Here is a 21952-nt window from a genome sequence, read left to right as displayed (position 1 = left end):
CGGGTTCTCCCCAGCACCGCTACCCCCTCCGACCAGGTCGGAGGGGGTGGCGAGGGGGCGGCAGGGGTGGGGCGCCTACTTCCCGAGCTGCTTGTTGATGAGGGCGAACAGCTCGTCGTCGGACGCGTCGTCCAGACCGCTCGTGGTCCCGGTCGCCTCCTTCTGGGCGGCCTTGCCCGAGTTCCACTGGGACACGAGCGACTGGAGCTTGATCGTGATCTTGGTCCGGGTGAGCGTGTCCGGGGTGGCGGCGGCGAGCACGGCCTCCAACTTGTCGAGTTCGTCGAGGACCGGCACCGCGGCGCCGCCGACGACGAGCTGGGAGTGCAGGAACTTCGCGAGCGGTTCGGCACTGGGGTGGTCGAACACCAGGGTCGCCGGGAGCTTGAGCCCGGTGGCGCTGGTCAGGGTGTTGCGCAGTTCCACGGCCGTGAGCGAGTCGAAGCCGAGGTCGGAGAACGCCTTGTCCTTGGCGACCGCGTCCGCCGAGCCGTGGCCCAGGACGGTCGCGACCTGCCCGCGGACCAGGTCGACCAGCAGCGCGTGCTGCTCGACCTCGGACAGCGCGGCGAGCCTCCCGACCAGGTCGGACTCCTCACCGGCCGCGGGGGCGGTCTCCTCCAGGGCCGCGCGCACCTCGGGCAGGTCGCCGAGGAACGGGCTGGGCCGGGCCATGGTGAACGCCGGGGCGAACCTGTCCCACTCGATGTCGACCACGGTCACCGTGGTCTCGCCGGAGCGGATGGCCTTCTCCAGGGCGCTGAGCGTGAGCGCGGGCGGCATCGCGATCAGGCCGCGACGGCGCAGGTGCTCCTCGGTGTCGCCGACGGTCGCCATGCCGCTCTCGGCCCACGGACCCCAGGACACCGAGGTCGCGACCAGTCCCCGTGCCCGGCGGGACTCCGCCAGGCCGTCGAGGAACGCGCTGGCCGCCGAGTAGGCCGACTGGCCACCCGAACCCCAGGTGCCCGCGATGGAGGAGAACACCACGAAGGCGTCCAGGTCGGCGTCCGCCAGCAGCTCGTCCAGCAGGACCGCGCCCGCGACCTTCGCGGACAGGACCTCGTCGAACGTGCCCAGGTCGTGGTCGGCGATGGCCCCGTAGTGGTCCGCACCGGCCGCGTGGACCACGGCGTTCGGCGGGAACTCGGTGAGCAGGGTCGACAGCGAGTCGCGGTCGGCCACGTCGCAGGCGGCGATGGTGACCTTCGTGCCCAGCGCCTCCAGCTCGGCGGCCAGCTCGGCCGCGCCGGGGGCGCTGGGGCCGCGCCGGGACGTGAGCACGAGGTGCTCGGCGCCCTCCGCGGCCAGCCAGCGGGCGACCCTGGTGCCCAGGGCACCCGTACCGCCGGTGACCAGGACCGTGCCGCGCGGCGACCAGTCGGACAGGCCGGTCGCGGCCCGCGCGTGCGCCAGCCGTCGGCCGAACACGCCGGACGAGCGGACGGCGACCTGGTCCTCGGAGCCGACGAGCACGCTCGCGATCCGGTCGAGGGCCTTGTCGGTCAGCTTCTCCGGCAGGTCGAGCAGACCACCCCAGCGCTCGGGGTGCTCCAGGCCGATCACGTAGCCGGTGCCCCAGATCGTGGACTGGGTCGGGTCGACGACGCCGTCGGACCGGCCCGTGGACACCGCGCCGCGGGTCGCGACCCACAGCGGGGCCTCGATCCCGGCGTCACCGAGCGCCTGCACGGTCAGCACGGTCGTGGTGGCCGTGGTTCCGATGGCCAGCACACCCTCGGCGGGACCGTCGGTCATCGCCTTCTCCAGCAGGGTGGTGAGGCCCGTGCGGTCGGTGTCGGCCTCGCACTCGACGGGCACGACCTCCACACCACGGGCGCTCAGGCCTGCCAGCACGGCGTGCTCGGCCTGCCCGGCGGGCACGACGGCCAGCCAGCGGCCGGACGCGCTCGCCTTCTCCTGCGGGACCGACTTCCACTCGACCTGGTAGCGCCAGCCTTCCACCGCGGCGTTGTCGCCGCGCTGCTTGCGCCACGACGCCAGCACCGGCAGAGCGTCGCCGAACGGCGTGGACGGGTCGATGTCGGCGCCGAGCGACGCCAGGTCCTCGCTGTCGACGGCGGCCCAGAACTGGGCGTCGACCTCGGAGACCTCGGTGGAGGCCGTCGTGGTCGGCCACGGCTGCGAGTCCAGCCAGAAGTGCTGGTGCTGGAACGCGTAGGTGGGCAGGTCGACCCGCTTCGCGGCGGTTCCGGCGAAGAAGGCCGCCCAGTCGACCGCGCCGCCGCGGGCGTGGACCCGGCCGAGTGCCGTCAGCAGGGTGCGGACCTCGTCCCGGCCCTTGCGCAGCGCCGGGACGAGCACGGCGTCGGTGACGCTGTCGGCCCCCATCGCGGTGAGCACCGCGTCCGGACCCAGCTCCAGGAACGTCTTCACGCCCTGGCCTTCGAGGGTGGTCACGGTGTCGGCGAACCGCACCGCGTCCCGCACGTGCCGCACCCAGTGCTCCGGGTCGGTCACGTCACCGAGCATCGGGATGCTGGGCTGGGTGAAGGTCAGCTCGCCGACGACCTCGCGGAACTCGTCCAGCATCGGCTCCATGAGCGGCGAGTGGAACGCGTGGGACACGGCCAGCCGCTTGGACTTCCGGTCGGGGAACGCCCCGACGACCTGCCGCACCGCGTCTTCCGCACCCGCGACGACGATCGACGTGGGTCCGTTGATCGCCGCGATGGAGACGGCGTCGGTGAGCAGGGGCAGCACTTCTTCCTCGGTGGCCTGGAGAGCCACCATCGCGCCGCCGGCGGGCAGGGCCTGCATGAGGCGACCGCGTTCGCCGACGAGCGTGGCCGCGTCCTGGAGGGACAGGACACCGGCCACGTGGGCCGCGGCGATCTCGCCGATGGAGTGGCCGCCCAGGAAGTCGGGCTCCACGCCCCACGACTCGAAGAGGCGGTAGAGCGCCACCTCGACCGCGAAGATCGCGGGCTGGGTGAACTCCGTGCGGTTGAGGGTCTCCTCGTCGTCGATCCGGATGTCGACCAGGGCGGCGATCTCGTCGAACGCCTTCGCGAACACCGGGAACGCGGCGTGCAGCTCGCGACCCATGCCGACCCGCTGGCTGCCCTGACCGGTGAACAGCACCGCGAGTTTGCCCTCGACCACGGCGTCACCGGCGGACACGGTCGCGAGACCGTCGAGCAGTTCGTCGGTCTCCCCCGCCACCACGACGGCGCGGTGGGTGAGGCCGGACCTGCTGGTGAGCAACGAGTACGCCAGGTCGGTCAGGTCGACGTCGTTGGTCGCCACGTGCTCGCGCAGCCGTTCCGCCTGGTCCTTCAGGGCTTCCGCCGACTTCGCCGCGAGCACCACCGGCAGTGCCGGCAGCGTGCTGGTAGCCGTCTCGACCACGAGGTCCGCCTTCGGCGCCTGCTCGATGATCGCGTGGGCGTTGGTGCCGCTCATGCCGAACGACGAGACGGCGGCCCGGCGCGGACGCCCGGTCTCCGGCCAGGACGCGGCCTCCGTCAGCAGCTCCACCGACCCGGAGGTCCAGTCGATCTGCGGCGACGGCTCGTCCACGTGCAGGGTCTTCGGTGCGATGCCGTGCTGGAGGGCCAGCACCATCTTGATGATGCCGGAGACACCGGACGCGGCCTGCGTGTGGCCGATGTTGGACTTCAGCGAGCCCAGCAGCAGCGGGGTCTCCCGGTCCTGGCCGTAGGTCGACAGGATCGCCTGGGCCTCGATCGGGTCGCCGAGCTTCGTGCCGGTGCCGTGGGCCTCCACCACGTCGACGTCCGTCGTGGACAGTCCGGCGGCCGCAAGCGCTTGCCGGATCACCCTCTGCTGCGACGGGCCGTTCGGGGCGGTGAGGCCGTTGGAGGCGCCGTCCTGGTTGATGGCGCTGCCGCGGATGACGGCGAGCACCTCGTGGCCGTTGCGCTGCGCGTCGGACAGGCGTTCGACGACGAGCATGCCGACGCCCTCGCCCCAGGCCGTGCCGTCGGCCGCCGCGGCGAACGACTTGCACGTGCCGTCGACCGCGAGGCCGCGCTGGCGGCTGAAGTCGATGAACGCGCCGGGGGTGGACATCATCGACGCGCCACCGGCCAGTGCCAGGTCGCACTCGCCTGCCCGCAGTGCTTGAGCCGCCAGGTGGATCGCGACCAGCGACGCGGAGCACGCCGTGTCGACGGTGACCGCCGGGCCTTCCAGGCCGAACGTGTAGGACAGGCGACCGGAGACGACGCTGGCCGCGATGCCGGTGCCGAGGTAGCCCTCGATGCCGGGCGGCAGCTCGAACGTCTGCATCGCGTAGTCCTGGCCGTTCGTGCCGGTGAAGACGCCGGTCCGGCTGCCGCGCAGCGAGTCCGGGTCGATGCCCGCGCGCTCCACGGCCTCCCAGGACGTTTCGAGGAGCATCCGCTGCTGCGGGTCCATGGCCAGGGCCTCACGCGGGTTGACCCCGAAGAAGGCCGCGTCGAACTCGCCCGCGTCGTGCAGGAACCCGCCTCGGGTCACGTAGGACGTGCCCTCGTGGTCCGGGTCCGGGTCGAACAGGTTCGCCAGGTCCCAGCCGCGGTTGGTCGGGAAGTCCGAGATGGCGTCGCTGCCCGAGGTGACCAGCTCCCAGAGCTGTTCGGGCGTCTCGATGCCGCCCGGCAGCCGCAGGCCCATGCCGACGATCGCGATGGGCTCGTTGGTGAACCCGGTGGCGGTGGCGGTGAGGGCTTCCGGCCGGGTGCCGACCAGCTCGTCGCGCAGGAACGCCGACAGCGCGGCCAGGTTCGGGTAGTCGAACACCAGCGTGGCGGGCAGGCGGAGCCCGGTGACGTCGTTGAGCTTGCCGCGCAGCTCCACGGCCGTGAGCGAGTCGAAGCCGAGTTCGCGGAACGCGACCCCGAGTTCGACGGCCTGCGGCGAGGAGTAGCCGAGCACGTCGGCGACCTGCGTGCGGACCAGGTCGACCAGCAGGGACCGCTGCTCGTTCTCCGACAGCCCGGTCAGCGTGGCGACCAGGCCGGTGTCGTTGTCCCCGGCCGGGGTCTCCAGCGCCGCCACCACGTCCGGCAGCGCGCTGAGCAGCGGGCTGGGCCGGGCGGCGGTGAACGCCGGGGCGAAGCGGGTCCAGTCGACGTCGGCGACGACGACGGTGGCCTCGCCGAGGCCGACGGCCCGGCGCAGCGCCGCGAGCGCCTGCTCCGGTGCCAGCGCGGGGAGCCCGCGTCGGCTGAGCGCGTCCCGGCCCTCCTGGGTCATCGCTCCCCCGGCCCACGGGCCCCACGCCACCGAGGTGGCGGCGAGGCCGTCGGCGCGGCGGCGTTCGGCCAGCGCGTCGAGGTGGGCGTCGGACGCGGCGTACGCGCCCTGGCGGCCGGAGCCCCAGACACCGGAGGTGGAGGAGAAGAGGACGAACGCGTCCACCTCACCGACCAGCGCGTCCAGGTTGACGGCGCCCTCGACCCTGGCGGCCATGACGTGGGCGAGCTCGTCGGCGTCCATGTCCGCCAGCGCCGTGTCCTGGCCGACCCCGGCGAGGTGCACCACGGCGTCCGGCGGGTACTCGGCGATCACGGCGGTCAGGGCGTCGCGGTCGGTCACGTCGCACGCGACCACCGTGGCGCCGGGGACTTCTCCCCCGCCGCGGCTGACCAGCACGACCTGCTCGGCGCCTGCTTCGGTGAGCCACGCCGTGACGTGGCGACCGATGGCACCCGTGCCGCCGGTCACCAGGACCGTGCCGCGCGGCGTCCAGTCGGAGCCGCTGCCCGCCGGGGCCGCGACGAGCCTGCGGGCGTGGACGACCGAGCCGCGCACGGCGACCTGGTCCTCCGTGCCGCCCAGGATGGAGGCGATCCGGTCGAACGCCCTGGCGTCCAGGGTGTCTGGCAGGTCGACCAGGCCACCCCAGCGGTCGGAGTGCTCCAGCGCGGCGACGCGGCCGAAGCCCCACACCTCGGCGGCGTGCGGGTCGGCGGCGGTGTCGGCCGGGCCGGTGGCGACCGCGCCGCGGGTGGCGATCCACAGCTTCGCGGTGTGGGTCTTGACCAGGTCGAGCGCCTCGGTGACGTCGTTGGTCAGCGCGAGCACGCCGTCGAACGGGCCGTCGGTGACGACGTCGACACCGCGGGCGGCCAGGCCTTCGGCCAGCTCGGGGTCGGTGACCAGCCAGCGGCCTGCCACGACCCCGGTCGGGGTGACGGGCGTCCAGTCGATCCGGTAGCGCCAGCCGTCGACCGCGCTGTGCTCGCGGCGCGAGCGGTGCCACGACGAGAGCGTGTCGACGGCGTCCGCGTCCAGGGTGAGGTTCAGCGAGGTCAGGTCGCCGTTCTCGACGGCCTCCCAGAACTCGGCGTCGACCACGGGGGCCTTGGCCGGGCTCGGGTCGAGCCAGAAGCGGTCGCGCTGGAACGCGTAGGTCGGCAGGTCCACCTTCCGCGCGCCGGAGCGGGCGAAGTAGGCGGCCCAGTCGACCGCGACGCCGCGGACGTGCAGCGCGGCCAGTGCCCGGACCAGGGTCGTGACCTCGGCGCGGTCCTTGCGCTGCGCCGCGACCAGTGCCGCGTCGGTGACGCTGTCCTGGGCCATCGCGGTGAGCACCCCGTCCGGGCCCAGCTCCAGGAACGTGCTGACGCCCCTGCCCTCCAGGCTCGTGACGGCGTCGGCGAACCGGACCGTGCCGCGGACGTGGCGCACCCAGTGCTCCGGGTCCGTCACGTCGCCGGGCATCGGGATCTTCGGAGCGGAGAAGGTGAGTGCGGAGACGACCTCGCGGAAGTCGTCCAGCATCGGGTCCATCAGCGGCGAGTGGAACGCGTGCGACACGGTGAGGCGCTTGGACTTCCGGTCGGCGAAGTGCGCGAGCACCTGCTCGACCTGGTCCTCGGCCCCGGCGACGACCAGGGCGTTCGGGCCGTTGACGGCGGCGATGGAGACCAGGTCCGTGAGGTGGGGCAGCACCTCCGCCTCAGTCGCCTGGATAGCGACCATCGCGCCACCGGCCGGGAGCGCCTGCATCAGGCGGCCACGGGCGGAGACGAGCGTCGCCGCATCGGCCAGGGACAGCACCCCGGCCACGTGGGCCGCGGCGATCTCGCCGATCGAGTGCCCGGCCACGTGGTCCGGCCGAACGCCCCAGGCTTCGAGGGTGCGGAACAGCGCGACCTCGACGGCGAACAGCGCGGGCTGCGTGTACTCGGTGCGGTCCAACGCCTCCGCGTCGCCGAACACCACGTCCCGCAGCGGCCGGTCCAGGTCGAGCTGCGCGCAGACCGCGTCGAACGCGTCGGCGAACACGGGAACCGTCTCGTACAGCTCACGACCCATGCCGAGCCGCTGCGAACCCTGGCCGGTGAACAGGAACGCCAGTCCACCGTCGGCGGCGGTGCCGCGCAGCAGGTTCGGGGCGGTGCCGCCGTCACGGGCGGTGGTCAGGGCGGCGATGGCCGAGTCGCGGTCCTCGCCCAGCACCACCAGGCGGTGGGCCAGCGTGGCGCGAGTCGTGGCCAGCGAGAACGCCACGTCGGCGGCCTCGACGGAGGTCCACTCCAGCTGCTCGCCGATGCGTCCGGCCTGCTCGGCCAGTGCTGCGGCGTTCTTGGCGGACACCAGGTACGGCGTGACCGGCAGCTCCACCCGGCGCGGCGCGGCCTCCTCGGCGATCGGCGCCTGCTCGATGATCGTGTGGGCGTTGGTGCCGCTGATGCCGAAGGACGACACCGCCGCGCGGCGCACCCGGCCCGTCTCGGGCCACGCCACCTGCGAGGTGACCAGCTCGACCGCACCGGCCGACCAGTCGATCGCGGGCGACGGCTCGTCCACGTGCAGGGTCTTGGGCACCTGGCCGTGGCGCATCGCCATGACCATCTTGATGATGCCCGCGACACCCGCCGCGGCCTGCGTGTGGCCGATGTTGGACTTCACCGAGCCCAGCAGGAGCGGCTCGTCGCGGTCCTGGCCGTAGGTGGCCAGCAGCGCCTGAGCCTCGATCGGGTCACCCAGCGAGGTGCCGGTGCCGTGCGCCTCCACGACGTCGATGTCCGAGGTGGACAGACCGGCCGAGGCCAGCGCCTTGCGGATGACCCGCTGCTGCGACGGGCCGTTCGGCGCGGTGAGGCCGTTCGAGGCACCGTCCTGGTTCACGGCCGAGGCGCGCACGACGGCGAGGATCTCGTGGCCGTTGCGCTGAGCGTCGGACAGCCGCTCAACGAGCAGCATGCCGACACCCTCGCCCCAGCCCGTGCCGTCGGCCGCGGCGGCGAACGACTTGATCCGGCCGTCGGTCGCGAGACCGCGCTGGCGGGAGAAGTCGATGAACGTGCCGGGCGTGGACATGATCGTCACACCACCGGCGAGCGCCAGGTCGCAGTCGCCGTTGCGCAGGGCCTGGACGGCCATGTGCAGGGCGACCAGCGACGAGGAGCACGCGGTGTCGACGGTGACGGCCGGGCCTTCGAGGCCGAAGGTGTAGGAGATGCGGCCGGACGCGATGGCGGCGGAGTTGCCCGTGCCGAGGTGGCCCTCGACGCCCTCCGGGATCTCCTCCAGCAGCGCCAGGTAGTCCTGGCCGTTGCTGCCAGCGAACACACCGGTCTGGCTGCCGCGCAACGACACGGGGTCGATGCCCGCCCGCTCGAACGCCTCCCAGGAGGTCTCCAGCAGCAGTCGCTGCTGCGGGTCCATCGCGGTGGCCTCGCGGGGGCTGATCCCGAAGAACGCGGGGTCGAACCTCGTGGCCCCGTCGAGGAACGCGCCCTCGCGGGCGTAGGTCGTGCCCTGGTGGTCGGGGTCGTCGTGGAACAGGGTCGACAGGTCCCAGCCGCGGTCGGTCGGGAACGGGGTGACGGCGTCACCGCCCGCCAGCACCAGGTCCCAGAGCTGCTCGGGCGAGGCGATCCCGCCCGCGAACCGGCAGCTCATGGCGACGATGGCGATCGGCTCGTCGGTGTTGACCGCCGTGACGACGTCGGCGACCTCGACCTGCGAGCCCAGCAGCTCGGTGCGCAGGTGGTTGGCCAGCGTGACGGCGTTCGGGTAGTCGAACACCAGCGTCGCGGGCAGCCGCAGCCCGGTGGCGGTGTTGAGGGTGTTGCGCAGTTCCACGGCCGTGAGCGAGTCGAAGCCGAGTTCCTGGAACGCGCGGTCCTTGTCGACCGCGTCGGACGAGCTGTGCCCGAGCACGGAGGCGACCTGGTCGCGGACGACGTCGACCAGCAGCGTGACCTGGTCGGCCTCCGGCAGTCCGGCCAGTCGGCCCGCCAGCTCGGAGTCCGCGCCCGTCTCGGCGGGGCTGTCGTCGGCGAGCGCCTTCCGCACCTCGGGCAGGTCGCCGATGAACGCGCTGGGCCGGGCGAGCGTGAACGCGGGGGTGAACTTCTCCCACTCCATGTCCACGACGGTCACGGTCGGCTCGCCGGAGCGGATGGCCCGCTCCAGGGCGTTCAGGGTGAGGGCGGGCGGCATCGTGACGAGACCGCGCTTGCGCAGGTGCGCCTCGGTGTCGCCGACGGTCGCCATGCCGCTCTCGGCCCACGGACCCCACGAGACGGACGTGGCCACGAGGCCGCGCGCCCGGCGGGACTCCGCGAGGCCGTCGAGGAACGCGCTGGCGGCGGAGTAGGCCGACTGGCCACCGGAACCCCAGGTGCCCGCGATGGACGAGAACACCACGAAGGCGTCCAGGTCGGCGTCGGCGAGGAGTTCGTCGAGCAGTACCGCGCCGGACACCTTGCCGGACAGGACGTCGTCGAAGACCGCGAGGTCGTGGTCGGCGATGCCCATCGTGTGGTCGGCACCGGCCGCGTGGACCACGGCGTTCGGCGGGAACTCGGTGAGCAGGCTCGACAGCGAGTCGCGGTCGGCCACGTCGCACGCGGCGATCGTGACGCGGGCGCCCAGTTCTTCCAGCTCCGCCTGGAGTTCGGCGGCACCGGGGGCGTCGGGGCCGCGGCGGGACGTGAGCACCAGGTGCTCGGCGCCACCGGTCGCGAGCCAGCGGGCGACCTTGCCGCCGAGGGCGCCGGTACCGCCGGTGACGAGCACCGTGCCGCTCGGGGACCAGTCGGCGAGCTTGTCGCCCAGCGGGGCGTGCACGAGGCGTCGGCCGAAGACACCGGACGAGCGCAGCGCGACCTGGTCCTCGTCGCCGTTGAACACGCCGACGAGGCGGTCGAACAGCCGGGCGTCCAGGGTGTCCGGCAGGTCGACCAGGCCACCCCAGCGGTCGGGGTGCTCCAGGCCGATCACGTAGCCGAGACCCCAGACCTCGCTCTGGGACGGGACGACCACGCCGTCGGAACGGCCGGTCGACACCGCGCCGCGGGTCGCGATCCACAGCGGCGCCGCGACTCCCGCGTCGCCGAGGGCCTGCACGACCACGACGGACGCGGTGGTCGTGCCGACGAGCGCGACCAGCGACAGCACGCCGTCGAGGGGGCCGAGGTCGGCGAACGACGTGGCGAGGGTGGCGCGGTCGGCGAACTCGACCGGCACGACCTCCGCGCCGCGGGCGGTGAGGCCCGAGGTGATCTCGGTGGCGTCGAACCCGTCCGGGACGACGATCGCCCAGCGGCCGGTGAGCGTCGGGGCGCCCAGGTCGGTCAGCGGCAGCCAGGAGACCCGGTAGCGCCAGCCGTCGATCTTGTTGTGCGCCCGGCGGGCCTTGCGCCACGACGACAGCGCGGGCAGCACCTCGCCCAGCGCGCTCTCGTCCAGGGCGAGCGTGGTGCCGACGAGCCCGAAGTCCTCGCGTTCCACGGCTTCCCAGAACTTCGCCTCGGCCTCGTCGGTCGCACCTCCGCCCGAGGTCGGGAAGCCCTGCGTCTCCAACCAGAACCGCTGCCGCTGGAACGCGTAGGTCGGCAGTTCGACCCGCCGCGCTCCCGTTCCGGCGAAGAACGCGTCCCAATCCACGCGGACGCCCCGGTTGTGCAGGGTCGCGATGGCGGAGGTGAGCACGGCGGCTTCGGGCCGGTCCTTCCGCTGACCCGCCACGAGCACCGCGTCGGTGACGGATTCCTGCCCCATCGCGGTGAGCACACCGTCCGGACCCAGCTCCAGGAACGTGCTGACGCCCTTGGCCTCCAGCGTCGTGACCGCGTCGGCGAACCGCACGGCGTCGCGGACGTGGCGGACCCAGTGCTCCGGATCGGTCACGTCGCCCAGCAGCGGGATCGTCGGCTCGGTGAACGTCAGCTCCGAGACCGCGGAGCGGAACTCGTCGAGCATCGGCTCCATGAGCGGCGAGTGGAACGCGTGCGAGACGGCCAGCCGCTTGGACTTCCGGTCCGCGAAGTGCGCGAGCACCCGGTCGACGGCGGCTTCCCCACCAGCGACGACGACCGAGTTCGGGCCGTTGACCGCCGCGATGGAAACAGTGTTGTCGAGATGTGGGAGGACCTCGTCCTCGGTGGCCTGGATGGCGACCATCGCGCCACCGGACGGCAGGGCCTGCATGAGGCGACCGCGTTCGGAGACGAGCTTGGCCGCGTCCTCCAGGGAGAGCACACCGGCCACGTGGGCCGCGGCGATCTCACCGATGGAGTGGCCGCCCAGGAAGTCGGGCTTCACGCCCCACGACTCGACCAGGCGGTACAGCGCCACTTCCAGGGCGAAGATCGCGGGCTGGGCGAACTCGGTGCGGTCCAGGGTCTCCTGGTCGTCGATCCGGATGTCGACCAGGGCCGCGATCTCGTCGAACGCCTCGGCGAACACCGGGAACGCGGCGTGCAGCTCACGGCCCATGCCCGCGCGCTGCGAACCCTGACCGGTGAACAGGACGGCCAGCTTGCCGTCGGTCACGGCGTCGAGCCCGCGGCCGTCGGCGATGGCGGTCAGGCCGCGCGCCAGCTCGTCGTGATCGCTCGCGACCACGGCCGCGCGGTGCGGCATCGGGGTGCGGAGCGACGTGGAGAACGCCAGGTCGGTCAAGGAGACCGTCGGGTTGGCGGCCAGCAGTGCGGCGGCCTGGCCCTTGAGCGCGTCAACCGACTTGGCCGACAGCACCACCGGCACGACCGGCAGCTCAGCCGTCTCGCCCGCGACGACCGCGTTGGGTGCTTCCTCGATGATCAGGTGGGCGTTGGTGCCGCTCATGCCGAACGCCGACACCGCCGCGCGGCGGGCGCGACCCGTCTCGGGCCACTCCTGCGCCTCGGTCAGCAGTTCGACCGATCCGGAGGTCCAGTCGATGTGCGGCGACGGCTCGTCGACGTGCAGGGTCTTGGGCATGATCCCGTTGCGGATCGCCATGACCACCTTGATGACGCCGGAGACGCCCGCCGCTGCCTGCGTGTGGCCGATGTTGGACTTGAGCGACCCCAGGCGGAGCGGGATCTCGCGGTCGCGGCCGTAGGTCGAGAGCAGCGCCTGGGCCTCGATCGGGTCGCCCAGCTTGGTGCCGGTGCCGTGCGCCTCGATCAGGTCGACGTCCTGGGTGGACAGTCCGGCGTTCGCGAGGGCCTGGCGGATGACCCGCTGCTGCGACGGCCCGTTCGGGGCGGTCAGGCCGTTGGAGGCACCGTCCTGGTTGACGGCCGAGCCGCGGATGACCGCGAGGACCTGGTGGCCGTTGCGCTGGGCGTCGGACAGCCGCTCGACGAGCAGGATGCCGACACCCTCGCCCCACCCGGTGCCGTCTGCGGCGGCGGCGAACGACTTGCACCGGCCGTCGACCGCGAGGCCGCGCTGCCGGGAGAAGTCGATGAACGCGCCGGGCGTCGACATCATCGACGCGCCACCGGCCAGCGCCAGGTCGCACTCACCGGCCCGCAGCGCCTGCACGGCCAGGTGGATCGCGACCAGCGAGGCCGAGCACGCCGTGTCGACCGTGACGGCCGGGCCCTCCAGACCGAACGTGTAGGAGATGCGGCCGGACACGACGCTGGCCGCGAGACCGGTGCCGAGGTAGCCCTCGATGCCCGGCGGCAGCTCGTAGGTGGACGCCGCGTAGTCCTGGCCGTTGGTGCCGGTGAACACGCCGGTCCTGCTGCCGCGCAACGACTCCGGGTCGATCCCGGCCCGTTCCACGGCCTCCCACGAGGTTTCCAGCAGCATCCGCTGCTGGGGGTCCATCGCCAGGGCTTCCCGCGGGTTGATGCCGAAGAAGCCTGCGTCGAACTCGGCGGCCTGGTGCAGGAACGCGCCTTCGCGCGAGTAGGACGTGCCCTCGTGGTCGGGGTCCGGGTCGTAGAGGTTCTCCAGGTCCCAGCCGCGGTCGGTCGGCCAGCCGCCGACGGCGTCCGTGCCGGTGAACACGAGCTGCCAGAGGTCTTCCGGCGTCCGCACGTCGCCCGGCAGCCGGACACCCATGCCGACGATGGCGATCGGCTCGTCGAACGCGCCACCCGCGGCGACCGCGGCGGCCACCTCCGGCGCGCTGCCGAACAGCTCGTCCCGCAGGTGCGCGGCGAGCGAGGTGAGGTTCGGGTAGTCGAAGACCAGCGTGGCGGGCAGGCGGAGCCCGGTCGCCTCGGCCAGCTTCGTGCGCAGCTCGACGGCGGTCAGCGAGTCGAAGCCCAGGTCGCGGAAGGCGGTTCCGGGGTCGACCGAGTCGGCGGAGGTGTAGCCGAGCACCTGGGCGACCTGCTCGCGCACGAGGTCGACGAGCGCCGCCTCCTGCTCGGCGGTCGCGCGACCGGCCAGGCTGTCGGTCAGGTCGGTGTCGGTGGTCTCCTCGGCGGGCTTGAGCGCCGCGACGACCTCGGGCAGGTCGCCGAGCAGCGGGCTCGGGCGGGTCGCGGTGAACGCGGGGGCGAACCGCGCCCAGTCGACGTCGGCGACGACGAGCGTGGAGCGCTTGCCCGCCACGGCTTTCCCGAGTCCGGCGAGAGCGGAGGCCGGGGCCAGCGGCGTGACACCGCGGCGGCGCAGGAGGTCCGCCCACTCGGCGTCCCCACCGGCCCACGGGCCCCACGAGATCGACAGCGCCGCGAGCCCGCGGGCCTGCCGGGACTCGGCGAGCGCGTCGAGGAAGGCGTCACCGGCGGCGTAGCCGCACTGCCTGCTCGCGCCCCAGGCACCGGAGGTGGAGGAGAACAGCACGAACGCGTCGACGTCGCCGACCAGGTCGTCCAGCAGGCGGGCACCGTCGACACGGGCCGACCGGACCTCGGCCAGCAGGTCGAGGTCGGTCTCGGCGATCGAGGCGTCCTGGCCGGCACCGGCGAGGTGCAGGACGGCGTTCGGCGGGAACTCCTGGACCAGCGCGGTCATCGCGGCGCGGTCGGTCACGTCGCACGCGGCGACCGTGACCCGTGCGCCGAGTCCTTCGAGTTCGGCGACCAGGTCCGGCGCCGCGACGCCGCGGCGGGACGTGAGCACCAGGTGCTCGGCCCCCTCGGCCGCGAGCCAGCGGGCCACGTGACCGCCCAGCACGCCGGTGCCGCCGGTGACGAGCACGGTGCCGGTCGGCTTCCAGGCCTCGGTGGTGGTGGCGGGGGCGTGGTCGAGGCGGCGGGCGAAGATCCCCGTCCCGCGCACGGCCACCTGGTCCTCGGTGCCGACCAGCGCGATGGCGAGCCGGTCGAGCACGCGGCCGTCCAGCGCCTCCGGCAGGTCGACCAGGCCGCCCCAGCGGCCGGGGTGCTCCAGCGCGGCGACCCGGCCGAAGCCCCACACCTGCGCGGCGTCGGGGTTCGCGGGCTGACCGTCGATGGAGACGGCGTTGCGGGTGATGGCCCACAGCGGCGCGGTGGTGCGCTGGACCAGCAGGAGCGTCGACTCGACGCCCGCGGCCGACAGCACGCCGTCGAACTCCTGGTCCGGCAGGTCGGAGACGTCGTCGATCGCGGTCACGTCCAGGCCGCGGTCGGCCAGTCCGGTGGCGACCTCCTGGTCACCGACGACGAGCCAGCGGCCGTAGGCCATGGCGGTGCCGGGCTTGGCGACCGGCTGCCAGGTGACCCGGTAGCCCGCGGTCTCCCTCGGCTTCGCCGGGGCCACGTCGAACCAGTAGCGCTCGCGCTGGAACGCGTAGGTGGGCAGGTCGATCCGGCGGGCGCCGGTGCCCGCGTAGAACGCGGTCCAGTCGACGGCGACACCGCGCACGTGCAGCGCGCCGATCGCGCGGAGCAGGGTCGTGACCTCGTCGCGGTCCTTGCGCTGCGCCGCGACCAGCACGGCGTCCGCCACGGACTCGGCCGCCATGGCGGTCAGCACGCCGTCCGGGCCCAGCTCCAGGAACGTCTTGACGCCCTTGGCCTCGAGCGCGGTCATCGTGCCGTGGAAGCGCACGGCCTCGCGGACGTGCCGCACCCAGTGCTCGGGGTCGGTGACCTCGCCGAGCATCCCGATGGTGGGCTCGGAGAACGTCAGGCCTGCGACGACCGCGCGGAACTCGTCCAGCACCGGGTCCATCAGCGGTGAGTGGAACGCGTGCGACACCGTGAGCCGCTTGGACTTCCGGTCCGCGAACCGTGCCAGCACCTCGTCCACGGCGTTCTCGTCACCGGCGACGACGATCGAGTTCGGGCCGTTGACCGCGGCGATGGAAACGTTGGTGCCGAGGTGGGGCAGAACCTCGTCCTCGGTGGCCTGCAACGCGACCATCGCGCCGCCCGCCGGGAGCGCCTGCATCAGGCGACCGCGAGCGGCGACGAGCGTGGTCGCGTCCTCCAGCGTCAGGACACCGGCGACGTGGGCCGCCGCGATCTCGCCGATGGAGTGGCCCGCGACGAAGTCGGGACGGACGCCCCAGGCCTCGACGAGCCGGTACAGCGCGACCTCGACGGCGAACAGCGCGGGCTGCGTGTACTCCGTGCGGTCCAACGCCTCCGCGTCGCCGAACACCACGTCACGGAGAGGGCGGTCCAGGTCGAGCTGCGCGCACACCGCGTCGAACGCGTCCGCGAACACCGGGAACGCCTCGTACAGCTCGCGGCCCATGCCGAGCCGCTGCGAACCCTGGCCGGTGAACAGGAACGCCGACCGGCCCTCGGCCGCGACACCCCGCTCCCCCGCCCCGTTCGCGACGGCGTCCAGGCCCGCGAGGAGTTCGTCGTGGTCCCGCGCGACGATCGTGGCGCGGTGGTCGAGCCGCGCCCGCGTGGTGGCGAGCGAGAAACCCAGGTCGGTCAGGTCGGCACCGTCCACAGCGGACCGCAGCTTGGCGGCCTGGTCGCGCAGGGCGGCGGCCGTCTTGCCGGACAGGACCAGCGGCACGGCCGGCAGCGGGGTCCTCTTGGTCCCACCGACGAGCCGGGAAGGATCAGAGCTTCCGGAGCCGCTGTTCGCGGCTCCGGGCGCCTGCTCGATGACCGCGTGGGCGTTGGTGCCGCTGAAGCCGAACGACGACACGGCGGCTCGACGCGGACGGCCGGTCTCCGGCCACTCCGTGGTCGACGTCACCAGCTCGACCGACCCCGCGTCCCACTCGACCTGCGGGGACGGCGCGTCGACGTGCAGCGTCCTCGGCACGAGGCCGTGGCGCATCGCCATGACCATCTTGATCACGCCGCCGACGCCGGACGCCGACTGCGTGTGGCCGATGTTGGACTTGAGCGAACCGAGCAGCAGCGGCCGTTCGCGGTCCTGGCCGTAGGTGGCCAGCAGTGCCTGGGCCTCGATCGGGTCGCCGAGAGCGGTACCCGTGCCGTGGGCCTCCACGACGTCCACCTCGGACGGCGTGAGACCGGCGTTGCCGAGCGCGTGGCGGATGACCCGCTGCTGCGACGGCCCGTTCGGCGCGGTGAGGCCGTTCGAGGCACCGTCCTGGTTCACGGCCGTGCCGCGCACGACGGCGAGGATCTCGTGGCCGTTGCGCTGGGCGTCCGACAGCCGCTCGACGAGCAGCATGCCGACACCCTCGCCCCAGCCTGTGCCGTCGGCGGCGGCGGCGAACGCCTTGCAGCGCCCGTCGGTGGCCAGACCGCGCTGGCGGGAGAAGTCGATGAACGTGCCGGGCGTGGCCATCACCGTGACGCCACCGGCCAGCGCGAGGTCGCAGTCTCCGCCGCGGAGCGCCTGCACGGCGAGGTGCAGCGCGACGAGCGACGACGAGCAGGCCGTGTCGACCGTGACGGCCGGGCCCTCCAGGCCGAACGTGTAGGACACGCGGCCGGACACGACGCTGGCGGCGTTGCCGGTGCCGAGGTGGCCTTCGAGGCCGTCCGGCACCTCGTCCAGCAGCGCGAGGTAGTCGTGGTTGTTGGTGCCCGCGAAGACACCGGTCCGGCTGCCGCGCAGAGAGGTCGGGTCGATCCCGGCCCGCTCGAACGCCTCCCACGAGGTCTCCAGCAGCAGGCGCTGCTGCGGGTCCATCGCGGTGGCCTCGCGGGGCGAGATGCCGAAGAACGTCGGGTCGAACCGCGGCGCGTCGTAGAGGAACCCGCCGTCGCGGGCGTAGGACGTGCCCTGGCGGGTGGGGTCCGGGTCGTACAGCGCGTCGAGGTCCCAGCCGCGGTCGGTCGGCATGGCCGACACCGCGTCCACGCCGTCGAACACGAGCTGCCACAGGTCTTCCGGCGACGACACGTCACCGGCGTAGCGGCAGCTCATCGCGACGATGGCGATGGGTTCGTCGGTGTGCGTCCCGGTGACCACCTCGGCGGTCTCCGTCCGGGTGCCCGCGAGTTCGGCGTGCAGGAAGTCCGCGAGCACCCCGGCGTTCGGGTAGTCGAACACCAGGGTCGCGGGCAGCCGCAGGCCGGTGTCGGCGGTGAGCCGGTTGCGCAGGTCGACGGCGGTCAGCGAGTCGAAGCCCAGTTCCCGGAACGCCCGGTCGGTCTCGATCGCGTCGACCGACGAGTAGGCCAGCACCGCGGCGGTGTGCTCGCGCACCAGTTCCACCACGGCGTGGCGCTGCTCGCGCCCGCCGAGCCCGGCCAGCTTCCGGACCAGCTCGGACTCCCCGGTCGGAGCCGCGGTCTCCATCGACTCCAGCGCCGCCCGCACCTCGGGCAGGTCGCTGATGAACGGGCTCGGCCGCGCCATGGTGAACGCGACGGTGAACTTCGACCAGTCCATGTCGACGACGGTCACGGTCGGCTCGCCCGAGCGGATCGCCTTCTCCAGCGCGCTGAGCGTCAGCTCCGGCGACATGGAGGTGAGACCGCGCTTGCGCAGGTGCTCCTCGGTCTCGCCGACGGTCGCCATGCCGCTCTCGGCCCACGGGCCCCACGACACCGACGTGGCCACGAGGCCGCGCGCCCGACGGGATTCGGCCAGACCGTCGAGGTAGGCGCTGGCCGCGGAGTACGCGGCCTGCCCACCGGAACCCCAGGTGCCCGCGATGGACGAGAACACCACGAAGGCGTCCAGGTCCGCGCCGGCCAGCAGCTCGTCGAGGTGCGCGGCACCGTCGACCTTGGCCGCCAGCACCTCGTCGAACTTCTCGACGCCGTGGGTCTCGATCGCTTCCAGGTAGTCCAGACCGGCCGCGTGCACGACGGCGTTCGGCGGGTACTCCGCCAGCAGCGCCGCCACCGCGTCGCGGTCGGCCACGTCGCACGCGACGATCGACACGCGGGCGCCGAGCGCCTCCAGCTCCGCGGTCAGCTCGGCCGCGCCGGGCGCGGCCGGGCCGCGGCGGCTGGTCAGGACGACGTGCTCACATCCAGAAGTAGCCAGCCAGCGAGAAACACGTCCACCCAGCGCTCCAGTACCACCAGTGACGATAATCGTGCCGTTGGGCTTCCACTGCGTCTCCTCCGGGTTGAGGGGCGCGTGCACCAGCCTGCGGCCGAAGACGCCGGACGCGCGGATGGCGATCTGGTCCTCGCCACCGGTCCCGGCCAGCACGGCCACGAGGCGGTCCGCCGCCCGCTTGTCCATGACCTCCGGCAGGTCGACGACACCGCCGTAGCGGTCGCCGTGCTCCAGACCCACCACGTACCCGACGCCCCACACCTGGGTCTGCGTCGGTTCGACCACGCCGTCGGAACGGCCGGTCGACACCGCGCCGCGGGTCGCGATCCACAGCGGGGCCGCGATCCGCGCGTCGCCCAACGCCTGGACCACGACGACGGTGGCCGACGACGGCGCGTCCAGCGCCACCAGCGACAGCACGCCGTCGACCTCGCCCGCCGCGCTCAGCGCGGCGGCCAGGGTCTCGCGGTCGGTTCCCGGATCGCACGCGACCCGGACGATGTCGAGGCCCCGTTCGGCGAGGCCGTCCACGACGTCGTCGTGGTTCCCGCCGAGCACGAGCCAGCGACCGGACGCCACGGTGGCGCCCAGGTCGGTCAGGGGCAGCCAGGAGACGCGGTACCGCCACGCGTCGACCGTGCTGCTCTCCTTGCGGGCGCGCCGCCACCTCGCCAGCGCGGCGACGGCGTCGGCACCCAGGTCGAGGTCGTCGAGCGACCCCAGGTCGCCGGTGTCGACGGCGGCCCAGAACTCCGAGTCCACCTCGCCGCTCGCGGACACCGTGCGGATCGGGGACATCTCCAGCCAGAAGTGCTCGCGCTGGAACGCGTACGTCGGCAGCTCGACCGGGCGAGCGCCCTCGATCAGGGTTGTCCAGTCAACCCGAACGCCCCGGACGTGGAGTTCGGCGACCGCGCGCAGCAGCGTCGCGACCTCGGGACGGCCCTTGCGCAGGCCGGGGACCAGCACGGCCTCGGTGACGGACTCCTGGCCCATCGCCGTGAGCACGCCGTCCGGGCCCAACTCCAGGAACGTCCGCACGCCCTGCGCTTCGAGGGTCGTGACGGCGTCGGCGAAGCGGACCGTGCCGCGCACGTGCCGCACCCAGTGCTCCGGGTCCGTCACCTCGCCGAGCACCGGGATCCGCGGCTGGTTGAAGGTGAGCGTGGAGACGACCGCGCGGAACTCGTCCAGCATCGGGTCCATCAGCGGCGAGTGGAACGCGTGCGACACGGCCAGGCGCTTGGACTTCCGGCCGCCGAACGCCTCGACGACCGCCAGCACACCGGCTTCGTCCCCGGCCACGACGACCGACGACGGCCCGTTGACGGCGGCCAGCGACACCTTCTCGGTGAGGTGCGGCGTGACCTCGTCCTCGGTGGCCTGGAGGGCGACCATCGCGCCACCGGCGGGCAGTGCCTGCATGAGCTTGCCGCGAGCCGCCACGAGCTTCGTGGCGTCTTCCAGCGACAGCACCCCGGACACGTGCGCGGCGGCGATCTCGCCGATCGAGTGGCCGGTCACGAAGTCGGGCTTGACGCCCCACGACTCGACCAGCCGGTAGAGCGCCACCTCCAGCGCGAACAGCGTCGGCTGGGTGAACTCGGTGCGGTCCAGCAGGTCCTGGTCGTCCAGCCGGACGTCGACCAGCGCGGCGATCTCGTCGAACGCGGCGGCGTAGACCGGGAACGCGGCGTGCAGCTCACGCCCCATCCCGGCCCGCTGCGACCCCTGGCCGGTGAACACGACGGCCGTGCGGCCGTCGACCGTCCGCCCGGAGACCACGTTCTCGGCCCGCTCACCGGCGGCCAGCGCGTCCACGCCCCGACGCAGTTCCTCTGGCGTCGAGCCGAGGACGACGGCGCGGTGCTCGAACGCGGCACGGGTCGTGGCCAGCGAGAACGCCACGTCGGCCGGGTCGCCCAGGTCGAACGACCGGAGCCGGTCGGCCTGCGCCTTCAGCGCCTGCTCACCGCGACCGGACAGCACCCACGGCACCAGCCCGCCGACGACGCCGGAGGCGGTCTCCACGACGTCGGTTTCCGGCGCCTGTTCGATGATCGTGTGCGCGTTGGTACCGCTCACACCGAACGACGACACGGCGGCGCGGCGCGGCTTGCCGGTCTCGGGCCAGGCCTGCTCGTCGGTCAGCAGCTGGATGGCCCCGGCGGACCAGTCGACCTGCGAGGTCGGCTCCTGGACGTGCAGGGTGCGCGGCGCGATCCCGTTGCGGATCGCCATGACCATCTTGATCACGCCACCGACACCCGCGGCGGCCTGCGAGTGGCCGATGTTCGACTTGAACGACCCCAGCAGCAGCGGGCGTTCGCGGTCCTGGCCGTAGGTGGCGAGCAGCGCGCCCGCCTCGATCGGGTCGCCGAGCCGGGTGCCGGTGCCGTGCGCCTCCACCACGTCCACATCGGACGGTGACAGCTTGGCGCTGCTCAGCGCGGCCTTGATGACCCGGCGCTGGGCGGGGCCGTTGGGGGCGGTGAGGCCGTTCGAGGCACCGTCCTGGTTGATGGCGGAACCCTTGACCACGGCGAGGATCTGGTGGCCGTTGCGCTGGGCGTCGGACAGCTTCTCCAGCAGCAGGATGCCCGCGCCCTCGGCCCAGCCGGTGCCGTCGGCGGTGGAGGAGAACGCCTTGCAGCGCCCGTCCGGGGACAGGCCGCCCTGCTTGTCGAACTCGGAGAACACCGCCGCGTTCGCCATGACCATGACGCCACCGGCGAGGGCGAGCGTGCACTCGCCGTTGCGCAGCGCCTGCGCGGCCAGGTGGATCGCGACCAGCGAGGAGGAGCACGCGGTGTCGATGGTGACGGCCGGGCCCTCGAAGCCGAACGTGTAGGCGACGCGGCCGGAGAACACGCTGGGCGTGTTGCCGGTCAGCAGGTGGCCTTCCAGGCCCTCGGGCACCTCGTCCAGGCCGGAGCCGTAGCCGGTGGCGCTGCCGCCGACGAACACTCCGGTCTGGCTGCCCTTCAGCGAACGCGGGTCGATGCCCGCCCGTTCCACGACCTCCCACGAGGTTTCCAGCAGCAGCCGCTGCTGCGGGTCCATCGCCAGCGCCTCGCGGGGGCTGATCCCGAAGAACGCCGGGTCGAACTCGCCAGCGTCGTAGAGGAACCCGCCCGCGGCCACGCCGAACGTGAGGTCGTCGCCCCAGCCGCGGTCGGCGGGCAGGCCCGCGACGGCGTCGCCGCCGGTGGACACCAGGCGCCACAGGTCTTCCGGCGAGCTGACGCCACCGGGGTAGCGGCAGCTCATCGACACGATCGCGATCGGTTCACGGGCCGCGGACGTGAGCTGCTGGTTCTGCTTCCGCAGCCGCTCGGTCTCCTTCAGGGACGCCCGCAGCGCCGCGACGACTTTTTCGTTGGAGGTCATCATGTGCTCCGCACTT

Annotated in this window: 1 protein-coding gene; it reads right to left on the bottom strand. The window is 73.1% G+C overall.

Annotated elements, in window-relative coordinates:
- Positions 1-75: 75 nt before the first annotated feature.
- Positions 76-21936, bottom strand: a complete 21861-nt coding sequence (locus VFZ92_RS13075) for a type I polyketide synthase (RefSeq protein ID WP_330876153.1) — start codon at positions 21934-21936, stop codon at positions 76-78.
- Between the last annotated feature and the right edge of the window lie 16 nt (positions 21937-21952).

It is taken from the genome of Umezawaea sp., from assembly GCF_036375055.1.
Classification (GTDB): Bacteria; Actinomycetota; Actinomycetes; order Mycobacteriales; family Pseudonocardiaceae; genus Umezawaea.
This window is presented reverse-complemented; position numbering and strand designations above follow the sequence as displayed.

Excerpts from the sequence above, each read along its gene's own strand:
- VFZ92_RS13075 (WP_330876153.1), bottom strand. The coding sequence starts at position 21,936 with ATGACCTCCAACGAAAAAGTCGTCGCGGCGCTGCGGGCGTCCCTGAAG.